This window comes from Thermocatellispora tengchongensis (genome assembly GCF_014202315.1).
Lineage (GTDB): Bacteria > Actinomycetota > Actinomycetes > Streptosporangiales > Streptosporangiaceae > Thermocatellispora > Thermocatellispora tengchongensis.
Map to the genome: position 1 here is coordinate 134595 of NZ_JACHGN010000003.1, position 14738 is coordinate 149332.

A 14738-nucleotide genomic window follows, 5' to 3' on the forward strand; every position below is an offset into this window, starting at 1 on the left:
TGTCCCGGCGAGTCATTTGCTGTTCGGTTGTCCACGCCCCTATGCTGCCCGCACCGTTGACCAGCTTGATCTGCTAGGAGGCCGCCATGGCCACAGCCGCGCATGCCGGCAAGAGCCCGTCCGCGCAGGACGAGAGCGTGTGGACGGAAGAGGAACTCGCGGCCGTACGCGACCGCCTCAACGGCGAGATCGAGGCGCTGCGCGCCGACATCGACCGGGCGGAGTCGCAGATCGCCTCTGGCGACATCACCGAGGGCGCCGGCGACGACCAGGCCGATGCCGGGGCCAAGACGTATGAGCGCGAACGTGAGATCGCCCTTACCCTGAATTCGCGCGACCTGCTCGCGCAGACCGAGCGGGCGATCGCCCGGATCGACGCAGGGACTTACGGAGTGTGCGAATCGTGCCACAAGCCGATCGGCAAGGAACGGCTGCAAGCGTTCCCGAGGGCGACGCTGTGCGTGGCCTGCAAGCAGCGGGAGGAGCGCCGCTGAGCGACGGCACGGCCGGGCGCGGCGCGCAGACGGCCCCCTCCTCCGGCGAGCATCGCCCCCCGCTCGCCGGGCAGGAGCGGCCCGAGGAGAAGCCCTCCGGCGCCGCCGGTGAGGCGGCTGAGACCGTTGAGGCCGGCGAGACCGGCGGCACGCTCACGGCGGCTCCGGAGACCCCGGCGGCCACCGAGCCGGCCGGAGACGCGAGCGCCGACGCCGACGCCATCGCTGGCGACAGCGCCGGCGATGGCGACGGCAGCGGCGCCGCGGGAGGCGGAGCGGTCGCGCGGGCGCGGCGGCTGGGGGTGCTGGCCGTCCTGGCGGCCTGCATCTACATCGCGGACCTGGTGAGCAAGATCCTCGTCGTGGAGTACATCGAGGGCGGCGAACCGGTCCAGGTCATCGGCGAGTACGTCCAGCTCCGGGTGATCCGCAACTCCGGCGCCGCCTTCAGCATCGGCACCGGCATGACGATCGTCTTCACGATCATCGCCGCCGGTGTCGTGATCGCGATCCTGCGCACCGCGCGCAACCTGCGCAGCCTGCCCTGGGCGATCACGCTCGGCATGCTGCTCGGCGGCGCGTTCGGCAACCTGACCGACCGCGTCTTCCGCTCGCCCGCGCCGTTCCAGGGCCACGTGGTGGACTTCATCCAGGTCTTCCCGGCCACGCACTTCCCGATCTTCAACGTCGCCGACTCGTCGATCGTCTGCGGCGGTATCCTGGCCGTCTTCCTCGCCTGGCGCGGCTACCAGATCGACGGCACCCGCCACACGGGGGACGAGAAGTGAGCGACGTACGCAGCCTGCCCGTGCCCGACGGGCTGGAGGGCGAGCGGCTCGACGCCGCCATCTCACGGCTGTTCGGCTTCTCCCGCACCCGCGCCGCCGAGCTGATCGTGGCCGGCGACGTGCTGGTCGACGGCAGCTCGGCCGGCAAGTCCGACCGCGTACGGGCGGGCGCCTGGCTGGAGGTCACCCTCCCGCCGCCGCCCACCACGCCCATGCCGGTGGCCGAGCCCGTGCCCGGCATGAAGATCCTGCACGAGGACGACGACATCGTCGTGGTGGACAAGCCGATCGGCGTCGCCGCCCACCCCACCGTGGGCTGGACCGGCCCCACCGTGCTCGGCGGCCTGCTCGGCGCCGGGCACCGCGTCTCCACCAGCGGCGCCGCCGAGCGCCAGGGCATCGTGCACCGCCTCGACGCCAACACCACCGGCGTGATGGTCGTGGCCAAGAGCGAGTCGGCCTACTCGGCGCTCAAGCGCGCGTTCAAGGAGCGCACGGTGGACAAGCGCTACCACGCGCTGGTCCAGGGCCACCCCGACCCGCTGCGCGGCACGGTGGACGCGCCGATCGACCGCCACCCGTCCGGCGACGGCCGCTTCGCGGTGGTGGCCGGAGGCAAGCCGTCGGTGACCCACTACGACACCGTCGAGGCGTTCCGGGCCGCGAGCCTGCTGGACATCAAGCTGGAGACCGGCCGCACCCACCAGATCCGGGTGCACATGGCCGCACTGCGCCACCCCTGCGTCGGCGACATGCTCTACGGCGCCGACCCCACGTTGGCCGCCCGGCTGGGCGTGTCCCGGCAGTGGCTGCACGCCGTCTCGCTGTCCTTCGAGCACCCGGGCACGGGGGAGTGGGTCACGTTCACCAGCGACTATCCCGCCGACCTCGCCGCCGCCCTGGACCGAGCCCGCGACGAGAGCTGACCCCCGCTCTCACCACGATCGCCCGGCCGCACGGTCGACGTGCCCCCCCCGCCAGTGCTGACATGTGCTGACGCGCGCTCACGATGCGCGCTGAGGCATGCCTCCGCGAGTGGCTGACATACCGGCGCGTGCTCACGGCACGCGCACCGCGCGTGCTCATCGCGACTGCTCACCACCCAATGCCGAGCGTGCCGGGGCACGTCTCGTGGAAGGGCCTATCCGGCATCGTCCTCGGCGGCGGGTGGGGCGGGGGGCACCTGGTCGGGGTCGTCGGAGTCCTGTGGGGCCTTTTGCTTCTTCGACTTGTCCGACTTGTTCGTCTTCTCGGACTTGTCTGACTTCTCTGGCCGCTTCGAGTCCTCCGACTTGCCGGACTTGTCGGGCTTGTTGGATTTGCCGGACTTATCGTCCTGCTGCTCGTCGGCCCGCTCGTCCTGCGGTCTCGTCCGCTCCCCGGTCTCGCCCTCGTCCTCGTCCGTCCGCCGGTCGCTCTCGGTGGGGCCGCCGTACTGGGTCGGGCCGGTCGTCTGGCCCACCTGCCGGTCGGTGGGCGGCGGGTCCGTCGGCTCGGTCGTGGAGGTGTCGGACGGGCTCTCGGAGGGAGTGCCCGTGACTCCCGGGTCCCGCGTGCCGACGATCTGCGGCACGACCTGAGGGGTGCCCTGCTGCTGCGACGGCGTCAGGAACCAGGACGCCGCGCCGCTGATCATGCCCACGGCCATGATCAGCCCGATCAGCCCGGCGACCGCCGGGGCGCGGGGCGCGGGCCGGGCCGGGCTCCCGCGCCTGGCCCGCGGTCCCGTGCCGCGTCCGCCGGCTCCCGATGGGCGGCCTCCCGAGGTCCGGGACTGCGGCCCGCGCTTGCGGGGCATCGGGCGCGGCCTGGCCGGGGCGGTCCCCTCGCGCAGCGCGACCGCGCCCGTGGGCCGCCGCTCGGGTGGCGTCTCCGCGTCGGACGACCAGCCGGCGGCGGAGCCGGGGGAGCCCAGGGCCTCTGGGATCTCGCGCCCCTGCGGGCCCCCCGGCCTGGGGCGCGGTACGGCTAGCGGCCAGGCGGGGGCTCCGTCTCCCTGGGCGGCGGCACGGCCGGTGCCGTCGCCCGCTCGCCGCTGGGCCGGCACGGCCGGGATGCGTCCCGGGGTGTCCCGCGTACGAGCCCTGCCACGCCCGCCCGCGCGCCGGCCCGGCGGCGCCTCGGCGGCGAGAGCCCCGGACGCCATGGGTGCGACCGGCGCGACCGGCGAGATGGGCGCGGTGGACTGCGGGACGTACCCGCTCGCGACGGCGCTCAGCAGCGGCGCCAGCTCCTCCGCGGTGGTCCGCTCGGCGGGGTCCTTGCGCAGCAGCCCGGCGATCACCGGGGCGAGCCGCCCGGCGTGCACGAACGGCGCGGGCTCGTCGTGCAGCACCGCGGCCAGCGTCGCCAGGGCGTGCGGGCGCTCGAACGGCACCCGGCCCTCCACCGCGACGTACAGGGTGACACCCAGCGACCACAGGTCCGAGGCGCGCTCGGCCGGGCCGCCCGCCGCCCGCTCGGGCGCGATGAAGGCCGGGGTGCCGATGAGCGCGCCGGTGCGCGTCACCGAGGGATCGCCCTCCACGGTGGCGATGCCGAAGTCGGTGAGCACCACCCGCCCGTTGTCGGCGATCATCACGTTCTCCGGCTTCACGTCGCGGTGCAGCACGCCCGCCCGGTGCGCGGCCACCAGCGCGGCCAGGATCTGCGCGCCGATCCCGGCCGCCCGGGGCGGGGCCAGCCTGCCCTCCTCGCGGACCACCGTCCCCAGCGTGCGCGAGGGCAGCAGCTCCATGGCGATCCAGGGATGGCCCCGGTCCTGTACGACGTCGTATACCGCGGCGACGCCGGGATGGCTCACCCGGCCGGCGGCCCTGGCCTCCCGGAACGTGCGGTGTATGAAGGTCTCCCGCTCATGACCGCCGAGGTCGGGCGGGGGAGTGATCTCCTTGAGGGCGACGTCCCTGCCGAGCACCTCGTCGTGCGCGCGCCACACGGTGCCCATGCCGCCGCGTCCGATCGGCTGCAGCAGGCGGTAACGGCCGCCCACCACGTTGTCCGCCTCCCGAGAATCAGACATGGGGGACGAGCTACCCGAGCGCGCGGGTGACATGCGACGGCGGAACCGGGCCGCAGGTAGGGGGCCGGTTCCGCCGTGTTCGTCACTTCTTCTTCCCGGCCGGTACGAACGTCGCCGCGAACCCGTCGAAGTAGCGCAGGTCGTCCTTCCAGGTGGAGGCGGGGGTGTGCCAGTAGAGCGCGTACCCGCGCCCGGTGTCGGTGAGGAAGCCCCGGTTGCGCACGTGGGCGCGGCCCGAGCTGGTCCGCCAGGTGAACTCCCAGTCGGCCGCGGCCTTCATGTAGTCCACCTTCTCGATCTTGACCCGCTCGTAGCCGGGGAACCTCGGCCGGGCGGACTTCTCCTGCTCGCGCCAGTCCTTCACCGGGTCGGGACGGGTCTCCGCGGCCTCCTCGACCAGCAGGAAGCTGCCCCTCCCGGGGCCGGGGCCGCGGAACCAGACCTGGCGCCCGCCGCGCTTGTACACGTCCCAGCCCTTGGGCAGGCCGACCTGGAAGCCCATCCTGTCGCGGTACATCCGCCAGCCCTCGGGGAGCGCGTCCTCCCCCTGCGCCGGGCTCTCCTCGGCCTCGTCCTCCTTCTCCTCCCCGGCCGCGTCCCCGTCGGCGGGGGCGTCCTTCTCAGTCTCCTCGGTCTTGTCGGCGTCATCGCCGGCCTCGTCGCTCGGATCGGACGTGGGGGAGGCGTCCGTGCCCGCCGGGCCGGCGGCGTCGGCCGTCTGGCCGGTGCCCGCCGGAGTCGCGGACGCCACCGTGGTGACCTCGGGGGCCCCCGCCGCGCCGGTCCCGGCCGAGCCGCTGCGCATGCCCAGCCACGCCGCCAGGACCGCCACCACCAGGATGGCGAGCAGCACCACCGGCAGCGCCTTCCTGACCGGCCGCGAGCGGGCCACGCGGCGCAGGCTGGCGGGGTCGCCGAAATCGATCCGCCGGATCGCGCCCACGATCCGCCTGCCCGTGCCGGGCCGCCCCGCGTACGTCCTCATCCCGATCTCGTCCTGGAACGCCGGCGCCACCGTGGTGGGCGCGGGCTCGTCCCGGCCGAACCCCGGCGCGTGCCGCAGCGGCGGAGGCGGGGGAGGCACGGGGGTCACGGGCGTCCGCGCGGGCGGCGGCCCCACCGGCGGCGGCAGCAGCGGCATGGGCTTCGACCGCGGCTTGGGCGGACGCTTCCCGCTCCCGAGCAGCTTGGTCGAGGTGTCCAGCCCCGGCTCCGCGCCCTCCCCCGGCTCCTCCACGGACCCGGCTTCCGGCTCCTGGGGGAGGGGGGCGGCATCGGTGCCCGTACCGGCGGTGCGCGCGTCGCCCTCATCATCCCCGGCCGCGTCCCCGAGATCCCCGGTGTCGCCGGGCTCGGCGAGCATGCCGGCCGTCCCGGTCGCTCCGGCGGCGGAGACCGCGCCCTCGGTGCCCTCGGTGCCCCCGGTGCCCCTGGTGCCCCCGGTGCCCCTGGTGCCCCCGGCATCGCCGGCGTCGTCGGTCCCGGCGTCCCGTGCCGTGCCCGTTCCGGTGCCGCCGGTGGCGGAGGTCGTGCCGGTGGCGGCCTTCGGATCGGCCGTGGCGCCGGTCGCGGTGGCTCGCGCGCTCGTGCCGGTCCCGGTGGCGGAGGCCGCACCAGGCGTGGCGGCGGTGCCCGCGTCCCCCGCCGTGCTCGTGCCGGTTTCGGCGTCCGCTGTCGTGCCCGTGCCGGTCCCGTCGGTGGCGGGGCCGGTGGTGGTCTTGGGCCGTACGGTGGCGCCGGTGGCGGGGAGGGGCTTGGCCTTGGTCCCCTTGCGCACCTTCGGGCGGGTCGGCGGGTCGAGTTCCAGTTCGGCGTCCGGCGCACCGTCCTGTGCGCCATCCTGAGCGCCGTCTTGTGCCTGCGCCGGCTCGGCCTCGAGGGCGGCGGCGCCGGGCGCGGGGGGCGCGAGCTCCGGAGCGGTGGCGGCGTCCGCGGTCGCCTCCTCGGGCGCGTCCTCCGCGGGCTCCTGTACGACGGCGGGGTCCCGCACGGCCTCGCCCGCCGAGACGTCGTCCCTCGCCGCAGGCGTCTCGGGCTTGACGAACGCCGTCTCCGGCTCGGCCGCCGGCGTGGGCGTGGCCACGGTCTTCTTGGCGGCCTTCGGCTTGGCCGTCGTGGTCCGCTTCGGCTTGGCGGCGGGCTTGGCCGGGGCCGCCGCCTCGGGCGCGTCGGCGGCCGGCTCGTCGGCGGCGGGCTCCTCGGCCGCCGGGGGCCGGGCGGACGGCGCGGGCGTGGAGAGGGGCAGGGTCTTGGGCCTGGCCCCGCCGGTGCGCGGCTTGGTCTCGGTCGTGGACTCGTCCGTGTCGGCCGCCGCCTGCGCCGAGGGGGTGACCTCGGCCTGGGCGGCCCCGTCCTGCGGCACCCTGCCCTTGGCCGGCGCCGACGCGGGGCCGGCGCCCTTCCTGGGCGCGGAGGCGGGCCGGGCCGTCGGCGGCGGATACGGCGGACGCCGCTTCCCGGGAGCGGGAGCCGGAGACGGGGCCGGGGCCGGGACGGCGGGGGCGGGCGCCGGGGCCGCCTTCGCCGGGGGCGCGGGGATCGGGGCCGCGTTGCCGGTCACCGGGAACTGGGGCAGCACCGGGGGCGGCTCCGGCGCCGGGGCAGGAGGCTGGGGGCGCGGGGCCGGGCGGGCGGGGGGCTGGGGCCTGGGGGCGGCCCCGGGGCGGCCGGGCGCGGGCTCGGGACGCCGGACGGCCGGCTCCGGGCGGCCGAGCGGCGGCGCGGCCGACGGGCGTACGACGGGCCAGGTGCGGGTGGGCGCGCCGCCGGCGATGACCCGCTCCAGCATCTCCGCGGCCTCGTCGTGGGTGAGGCGCTGCACCGGCTCCTTGACCAGCAGGCCCTCGATCACGGCCAGCAGCGGCCCGGCGTTGGGCGCCGGGTCGGGCGGGTCGTTGAGCACGGAGTGCATGGTGGCCATGGCGGTGCCCCGGTCGTGCGGGGGACGGCCCTCCACGGCCGCGTACAGGGTGGCGCCCAGCGACCACAGGTCGGACTCGCGGCGCGCGGGGCGGCCCTTGAGCCGTTCGGGCGCGATGAAGGCGGGCGTGCCCGCCAGGCCCGTCATGGTGAGCGAGGTCTCGGCCTCCATGGTGGCGATGCCGAAGTCGGTGAGCACGACCCGGCCGTCGTCGGCGAGCAGCACGTTCTCCGGCTTCACGTCGCGGTGGAGCACGCCCGCGCGGTGCGCGCTGCGCAGCGCGTCCACCACGTCCAGGCCGATCTTGGCCGCGCGGCGCGGCGAGAGCACGCCGTCCTCGCGGATGACCTGGCCGAGCGAGCGCGAGTGCACGAGCTGCATCACGATCCAGGGCCGGCCGTCCTCCTCGATCACGTCGTGGACGACCACCACGTTCGGGTGGGTCAGCCGCGCCGCGGCTCGGGCCTCCCGCATCGTGCGGCGGTTGAGCTGCTGGACCTCATCGCCCAGGACGCTGGCGTACCGCACTTCCTTGATCGCCACCGTGCGGTCGAGCAGGTCGTCGTGGGCACTCCAGACCACCCCCATGCCGCCCCGGCCGATGGGCGCGAGTAAGTGGTAACGCCCCGCGACCACGCGTGCGCCTTGCTGCCCATCCGACATCACCGACTTTCAACCCCCTTCCCAAGGTCCAAAATCCTTCCATAACGGGGGATAGCGAGCGACCGCACCAGGAAGGTTTCCTGACACCTGCCGGTTGCCTTCCCGTATGCGGTTGTTTCGACTGGCTCTCCGATTGTCGGCCATATGGGCGGTTATCGCCCGCAAGTGGCGGACGACCCGGGGCATGGCCTAAGGTCGGAGGCATGACCCGCTATCACGTCTTTATCAGGCCGGCTCCGGGAGGGCCGGTCGCAGCCGCGTGATCTAGCGACCATCCGGAGCCGGCAAGGCAGAGACGCCATCGTCTCTGCCTTTTGTGTTTCTCACCCCCAGTGCCGCAGGTGGCACGCGCAGGGCGCCGGCCGCATGACGGGCGACCGGCCGAGTGTCAGGAGCCGAGAGTTATGTCCTCTGCCGCGGAGGCGCTACCCCCCGCAACCACGACAACCCGTCCCCGGAGCCACGAGGTTCGCACCGTGCCGATAGGCGAGGCGATGATCGGGGCCCCGGGCGAGGCCGTCATCGTCGCGCCGGCGCCGGACGGCGGCGCCGCGGCGGCGGACCCGGGCGCGGACGGGCGTCCGGACGTGGGCTGGATCACCATGCGCGCGCCCGGTTCGGCCGGGGCGCTGGAGGCGGCGCGCCGGCACTGGGCGGGGCCGCTGCTGGTAGAGCCGTCCTCGCCCGCGGACCTGGCCGCGATCCGCGAGACGGCCGACGGCGTGATCGTCGGCGCCGCCTGGACCCGCGACCTGGTCCTGGTGCGCGCCTCGGCCCGGCTCGGCCTGCCGGTGATCGTGCAGCGCGGGCCGCACGCGAGCCTGGGCGAATGGCTGGCCACCGTCCGCGAGTGCGAGGCCGAGGGCAACGACCTGCTGGTGCTGTGCGAGACCGGCGGGCGCGCGCACGACGGGAGCACGGCGCCCGACCTCGGGCTGATGCGCGCCGCCAGGGAGCGCTCCGGCCGCCCCGTGCTGGCCGGGCTGGGCGAGGACGCCGGGCTGGCCGGCGCCGCGGTCGCGGCGGGCGCGGACGGCCTGGTGCTCGCCCCCGGCGCCGACGGCCGCACCGCCGCGGCGGCCCGCCGTACGGCGACGCTGGTGCGCGCGGTCACCGCGCCCCTGGACGGCCCGTCACGGCCCGGCTCGGTCGCCGCGGCGCGGGCCGAGATCGATCGGGTGGACGCCGCGCTGGCCACCCTCCTGGAGCGGCGCGCCGAGCTGGCCGGGGTCGTGCAGCGGCTCAAGCCGGTCGGCGGGTTCGCCGGTCGCGACATGGAGCGCGAGCGCCGCCTCGTCGCCGCGATGGCCAGGCACGCGCCCCGCCTCGGCGAGGCGCGCCTGGCGGCGATCATGAACGCGGTGATCGAGGCGGGCCTGGACCTCAGCGAGGAGGAGCGCCGGGCGTCTCCGTGACCGGCGCGGCGGCCGGTCCGGGGACGGCGCGGCGGCGGCGGGCGCACACCGCCCTCCAGCCCAGCGCGATCGCCAGGGCCAGGGCCGGGATCAGCAGGAACGCCGTACGCTGCGCGCTGTCGGCCACCGCCATCAGCAGCACCACGAGCAGCAGGAACGCCAGCGTCAGCCAGTTGGTCCACGGCGAGCCCGGCATCCGGAACGCCGGGCGCTCCAGCTCGCCGCGCAGCGCCGCCGCGCGCAGCCGGAGCTGGCAGTACACCAGGGTCCCCCACGTCGTGACCACCCCCAGCGAGGCGACCGCGGTGGCGATGTCGAAGGCCTGGCGCGGCACGAAGTAGTTCAGCGCGACCCCGCCCAGGAACACGGCCGCGGTGAACAGGATGCCGCCGTACGGCACGTGCCGGCCGCTCATCCGCCCCGTCGCCGCGGGCGCCTCGCCCCGCAGCGCCATCGCGCGCAGGATGCGGCCGGTGGAGTACAGCCCCGAGTTGCACGACGACAGCGCGGCGGTGATCACGATCAGGTTCATCACGTCGCCGGCCGCGGGCACGCCCAGCCGGGAGAAGACCGTCACGAACGGCGACTCGCCCGCCGCGTACGCCGTCCAGGGCAGCACCATCGCCAGCAGCAGCACCGACCCGACGTAGAACACCGCGATCCGCCACACCACCGCGTTGACCGCCTTCGGGATCACCCGCCGCGGGTCCCTGGTCTCGCCCGCCGCGATGCCGACCAGCTCGATCGACGCGTACGCGAACACCACCGACTGCAGGCTCATCAGCACCACCGGGAACCCCGACGGGGCGAACCCGCCGTGCGCGGTCAGGTTGCCCGCGCCCGCCCCGCCCACCGAGAACACCACCAGCGCCAGCCCCACGACCAGGAACGTGACGATCGCCAGCACCTTCAGCAGCGCGAACCAGAACTCCAGCTCCCCGAACACCCGCACCGACAGCAGGTTGACGGCCAGCACCACGGCCAGCGCCGCCAGCGCCGTGATCCAGTGCGGCAGCGCGGGCGCCCACTTGGCGACGTACGTCGCGATGGCGGTCAGCTCGGCCACCCCGGTGGCGGCCCAGTTGACCCAGTACATCCAGCCCGTCGCGAAGCCCGCCCAGGGGCCGATGAACGTGTGCGCGTAGTCCACGAACGAGCCCGACGTCGGCCGGTACAGCACCAGCTCGCCCAGGGCCCGCATCACGAAGAACGCGGCCACGCCGGCGGCGGCGTACGACAGGACCAGCGCCGGGCCCGCCGCCTCCAGCCGCCCGCCCGCCCCCAGGAACAGCCCCACCCCGATCGCCCCGCCGATCGCGATCATCTGCACCTGGCGGTTGCCCAGCGCGGGGCTGTATCCTCCGTTCATGGGCTCGCTCGTATGTTCGATTCTCGCCGCGTCCACCGATGTCCCCCCGTAAACCCGCAGCTCAGGCCCCTGTGCCTGGCCCGTGACCGGCCGGTCACAGGTCACGGTTGAGACTGTAGGGCGAGGTGTGCCCAAAGCCGCGGAGAACGCGCGTAGGCTCATCGTCAGCCCGCCCGCACGCGGGCGGGCGATCGGCAACGGGGTAGTCGAGGGAGCCGCGTGAGCGAGCGCAGCGTTTCAGCGCACGCGGCTGACGAAGGAGGTCGCGTGAGCGAGTCGTTTGTCCATCTGCACGTCCACACCGAGTACTCCATGCTCGACGGTGCGGCGAGGCTCAAGCAGATGTTCAAGCAGGTCGGCGAGCTGGGCATGCCGGCCATCGCGATCACCGACCACGGCAACATGCACGGCGCCTACGACTTCTACAAGCAGGCGACCGGGGCGGGCATCAAGCCGATCATCGGCATCGAGGCGTACGTCGCGCCCGAGGCCCGGCACAACAAGAAGCCGGTGCTGTGGGGCGAGCCGCACCAAAAGCGCGACGACGTCTCCGCCGGCGGCTACTACACCCACATGACCATCTGGGCCCGCAACCGCACCGGCCTGCACAACCTGATGAAGCTCACCTCCCGCGCCTACACCGAGGGCTTCGTCCGCAAGTGGGCCCGCATGGACACCGAGCTGCTCGCCGAGCACAGCGAGGGGCTCATGGCCACCACCGGCTGCCCCTCCGGCGAGGTGCAGACCAGGCTGCGCCTCGGCCAGTACGACGAGGCGGTGGCCGCCGCCGCGAAGTACCAGGAGATCTTCGGCAAGGACAACTACTACCTGGAGATCATGGACCACGGCCTCGACATCGAGCGCCGCGTCCGCGACGGGCTGACCAGGATCAGCAAGGAGCTGGGCATCCCGCCGCTGGTCACCAACGACTCCCACTACACCTACGAGTCCGACGCCGCCGGCCACGACGCCCTGCTGTGCATCCAGACCGGCAAGCAGCTCTCCGACCCCGACCGCTTCCGCTTCGACGGCACCGGCTACTACATCAAGACCGCCGACGAGATGCGGGCCATCGACTCCTCCGACCTGTGGGCCGAGGGCTGCCGCAACACCCTCCTGGTCGCCGAGAAGGTCGATCCCGAGGGCATGTTCACCTACAAGAACCTGATGCCCAGCTTCCCGGTGCCCGAGGGCGAGACCGAGGAGAGCTGGTTCCGCAAGCAGGTCTGGGAGGGCATGCACCGGCGCTGGCCCGAAGGCCCCGACGAGGAGCACCGCAAGCAGGTCGAGTACGAGATCGACATCATCCTGCAGATGGGCTTCCCGTCCTACTTCCTCGTGGTCGCCGACTTCATCATGTGGGCCAAGCGCAACGGCATCCGCGTCGGCCCCGGGCGAGGGTCGGCGGCGGGCTCGCTGGTGGCGTACGCGCTGGGCATCACCGACCTCGACCCGCTCCCGCACGGACTGATCTTCGAGCGGTTCCTCAACCCCGACCGCGTGTCCATGCCCGACGTCGACATCGACTTCGACGAGCGCAGGCGCGGCGACGTGATCCGCTACGTCACCGAGAAGTGGGGCGCCGACAAGGTCGCCATGATCGCCACCTTCGGCACCATCAAGGCGAAGGCCGCCATCAAGGACGCCGCGCGCGTCCTCGGCTACCCCTACGCGCTGGGCGACAAGGTGTCCAAGGCGTTCCCGCCGGCCGTGATGGGCAAGGACATCCCGCTCAGCGGCATCTTCGACCCCGAGCACCCCCGCTACAACGAGGCCGGCGAGCTGCGCAAGCTCTACGAGGAGGACGTCGACGTCAAGGCGGCCATCGACCTCGGCCGGGGCCTGGAGGGCCTGATCCGGCAGACCGGCGTGCACGCCGCCGGCGTCATCCTGTCGGCCGAGCCGCTGACCGACAACATCCCGATCATGCGCCGCGACTCCGACGGCGCGATCATCACGCAGTTCGACTACCCGACCTGCGAGACGCTCGGCCTGCTGAAGATGGACTTCCTGGGCCTGCGCAACCTCACGATCATCGACGACTGCCTGAAGATGATCGAGGCCAACACCGGCACCATGATCGACCTGCTGAAGGTGCCGCTCGACGACCGCAAGACGTACGAGCTGCTGGGGCGGGGCGACACCCTGGGCGTGTTCCAGCTCGATGGCGGCGGCATGCGCTCGCTGCTGCGGCTGATGAAGCCCGACAACTTCGAGGACATCTCCGCGGTCGGCGCCCTCTACCGGCCCGGCCCGATGGGCGCCAACTCCCACACCAACTACGCCCTGCGCAAGAACGGCCAGCAGAAGATCGAGCCGATCCACCCCGAGTTCGAGGAGTCCCTGGCCGACATCCTCGGCACGACCTACGGCCTGATCGTCTACCAGGAGCAGGTCATGGCCATCGCGCAGAAGGTCGCCGGGTTCTCGCTCGGCAAAGCGGACCTGCTGCGCCGCGCGATGGGCAAGAAGAAGAAGGCCGAGCTGGACAAGCAGTTCGAGTCCTTCGAGGCCGGCATGAAGGCCAACGGCTACTCCGACGAGGCCATCAAGACCCTGTGGGACATCCTGCTCCCGTTCTCCGACTACGCCTTCAACAAGGCCCACAGCGCGGCGTACGGGCTGGTGTCCTACTGGACCGCCTACCTCAAGGCCAACTACCCCGCCGAGTACATGGCGGCCCTGCTCACCTCGGTCAAGGACGACAAGGACAAGTCGGCCCTCTACCTCAACGAGTGCCGCCGCATGGGCATCAAGGTCCTGCCGCCCGACGTCAACGACTCCGACTTCGACTTCACCCCGCGCGGCACCGACATCCGCTTCGGCCTGTCCGCGATCCGCAACGTCGGCGGCAACGTCGTGGACGGCATCATCAGCGCCCGCCGCGACAAGGGCCGCTTCGCCGACTTCAAGGACTTCCTGCGCAAGGTCCCCGCGATCGTGTGCAACAAGCGCGTCATCGAGTCGCTGATCAAGGCCGGCGCGTTCGACTCGTTCGGGCACGTCCGCAAGGGCCTGGTCATGGTGCACGAGCAGGCCGTCGATGCGATCATCGACATCAAGAAGAACGAGGCGATCGGCCAGGACTCCCTCTTCGGCGCCATTGAGGGCACCGAGGACCAGACCTTCGACGTGCAGATCCCCCCGGGCGAGTGGGACAAGACCACCCTGCTCACCTTCGAGCGCGAGATGCTCGGCCTGTACGTCTCCGACCACCCGCTCTTCGGCGTCGAGCACATCCTCGCCCAGGGCGCCGACTGCTCCATCGCCGCCCTCCAGGACGAGATCCGCCCCGACGGCCAGGTCGTCACGGTCGGCGGCATCCTGTCGGGCGTGCAGCGCAAGGTGACCAAGAAGGGCGACACCTGGGTCCTGTGCAACCTGGAGGACCTCGAAGGCGCGATCGAGGTCATGGTCTTCCCGTCGGCGTACCAACTGTGCTCCACCGTCCTCGCCGAGGACGCGATCGTCTTCGTCAAGGGCCGCCTGGACAAGCGCGAGGACGTCGCCAAGATCATCGCCATGGAGGTCACCGCCCCCGACCTCTCCCAGGAGGCCGGCGGCCCCCTGCTGGTCAGCCTCCCCCTCAACCGCTGCACCCCACCCGTGGTCGCCGGCCTGAAGGAGGTCCTGACCACCCACCCCGGCACCACCGAGATCCACCTCCAGGTCCACAACGGCCCCAAGACGACCGTCGTCCGCCTCGACGACCGCCTCCGCGTGACCCCGTCCCCGGCCCTGATGGGCGACCTCAAACAACTCCTGGGCCCCGCCTGCCTGGGCGCCTGACCCCCACCTGACCTCCGCGCGGCCGCGCACCCGTGACGGACACGCCGGCCCGCCCACATGCCCTCGCGCGGCCGCGCGCAGGTGCTGGGTGTGCCGGCGCGCTCGCGTGGCCGCGCGCGCATGGCGGATAGTGCCGGCCCGCCCCGTGTGTCCTCGTGCGGCCGCGCGCCTGTGACGGACATGCCGGCCCGCTCGCGTGTCCTCGCGCGGCCGTGTGCGGGTGGTGGGCATGTCGGCCCGCTCGCGTGTACTTGCGCGGCCGTGCACGCGTGGCGGGT

At 73.4% G+C, this 14738-nt stretch carries 8 protein-coding genes and 1 pseudogene; 6 read left to right on the top strand and 3 right to left on the bottom strand.

The features are described from left to right. Nucleotides 1-86: 86 nt before the first annotated feature. Genes HNP84_RS07010 through HNP84_RS07020 form a run of 3 tightly spaced genes read left to right on the top strand, consistent with a single transcriptional unit; the run spans nucleotide 87 to nucleotide 2208 of the window. A complete protein-coding gene (locus tag HNP84_RS07010) occupies nucleotides 87-494 on the top strand; it encodes a TraR/DksA family transcriptional regulator (protein WP_185048574.1) in 408 nt (135 codons plus the stop codon). Further along, a complete protein-coding gene (lspA, locus tag HNP84_RS52630) occupies nucleotides 458-1282 on the top strand; it encodes a signal peptidase II (RefSeq protein ID WP_312924040.1) in 825 nt (274 codons plus the stop codon). The genes HNP84_RS07010 and lspA overlap by 37 nt, the downstream gene beginning before the upstream one ends. Beyond that, nucleotides 1279-2208 (top strand): RluA family pseudouridine synthase, encoded by a 930-nt coding sequence (locus tag HNP84_RS07020; RefSeq protein ID WP_185048575.1) that lies wholly within the window; start codon nucleotides 1279-1281, stop codon nucleotides 2206-2208. The genes lspA and HNP84_RS07020 overlap by 4 nt, the downstream gene beginning before the upstream one ends. Nucleotides 2209-2423: 215 nt before the next feature. Here the strand turns inward: HNP84_RS07020 and HNP84_RS07025 are convergent, their stop codons facing one another. Both HNP84_RS07025 and HNP84_RS07030 read right to left on the bottom strand, forming a co-directional pair. After that, nucleotides 2424-4304, bottom strand: coding sequence for a serine/threonine-protein kinase (locus HNP84_RS07025; RefSeq protein WP_185048576.1), 1881 nt, complete (start codon nucleotides 4302-4304; stop codon nucleotides 2424-2426). 82 nt (nucleotides 4305-4386) lie between these two features. Next, a complete protein-coding gene (locus HNP84_RS07030; RefSeq protein ID WP_185048577.1) occupies nucleotides 4387-7860 on the bottom strand; it encodes a serine/threonine-protein kinase in 3474 nt (1157 codons plus the stop codon). Nucleotides 7861-8489: 629 nt separating this feature from the next. Here HNP84_RS07030 and HNP84_RS56675 point away from each other — a divergent pair. Both HNP84_RS56675 and HNP84_RS52635 read left to right on the top strand, forming a co-directional pair. Beyond that, nucleotides 8490-8798: pseudogene (locus HNP84_RS56675) on the top strand (chorismate mutase); the annotation flags it as partial. A gap of 210 nt (nucleotides 8799-9008) precedes the next feature. Then, the gene (locus tag HNP84_RS52635; RefSeq protein WP_246517944.1) at nucleotides 9009-9302 is read left to right on the top strand and encodes a chorismate mutase; all 294 of its coding nucleotides are present in this window, start codon (nucleotides 9009-9011) and stop codon (nucleotides 9300-9302) included. On the opposite strand, the gene HNP84_RS07040 is transcribed toward HNP84_RS52635, so the two are convergent. After that, nucleotides 9271-10671, bottom strand: a complete 1401-nt coding sequence (locus HNP84_RS07040) for an amino acid permease (RefSeq protein ID WP_185048578.1) — start codon at nucleotides 10669-10671, stop codon at nucleotides 9271-9273. The genes HNP84_RS52635 and HNP84_RS07040 overlap by 32 nt on opposite strands. A gap of 267 nt (nucleotides 10672-10938) precedes the next feature. Here HNP84_RS07040 and dnaE point away from each other — a divergent pair, with 267 nt between their 5' ends. After that, nucleotides 10939-14460 (top strand): DNA polymerase III subunit alpha, encoded by a 3522-nt coding sequence (gene dnaE / locus HNP84_RS07045; protein ID WP_185048579.1) that lies wholly within the window; start codon nucleotides 10939-10941, stop codon nucleotides 14458-14460. The last annotated feature ends 278 nt before the right edge of the window (nucleotides 14461-14738 follow it).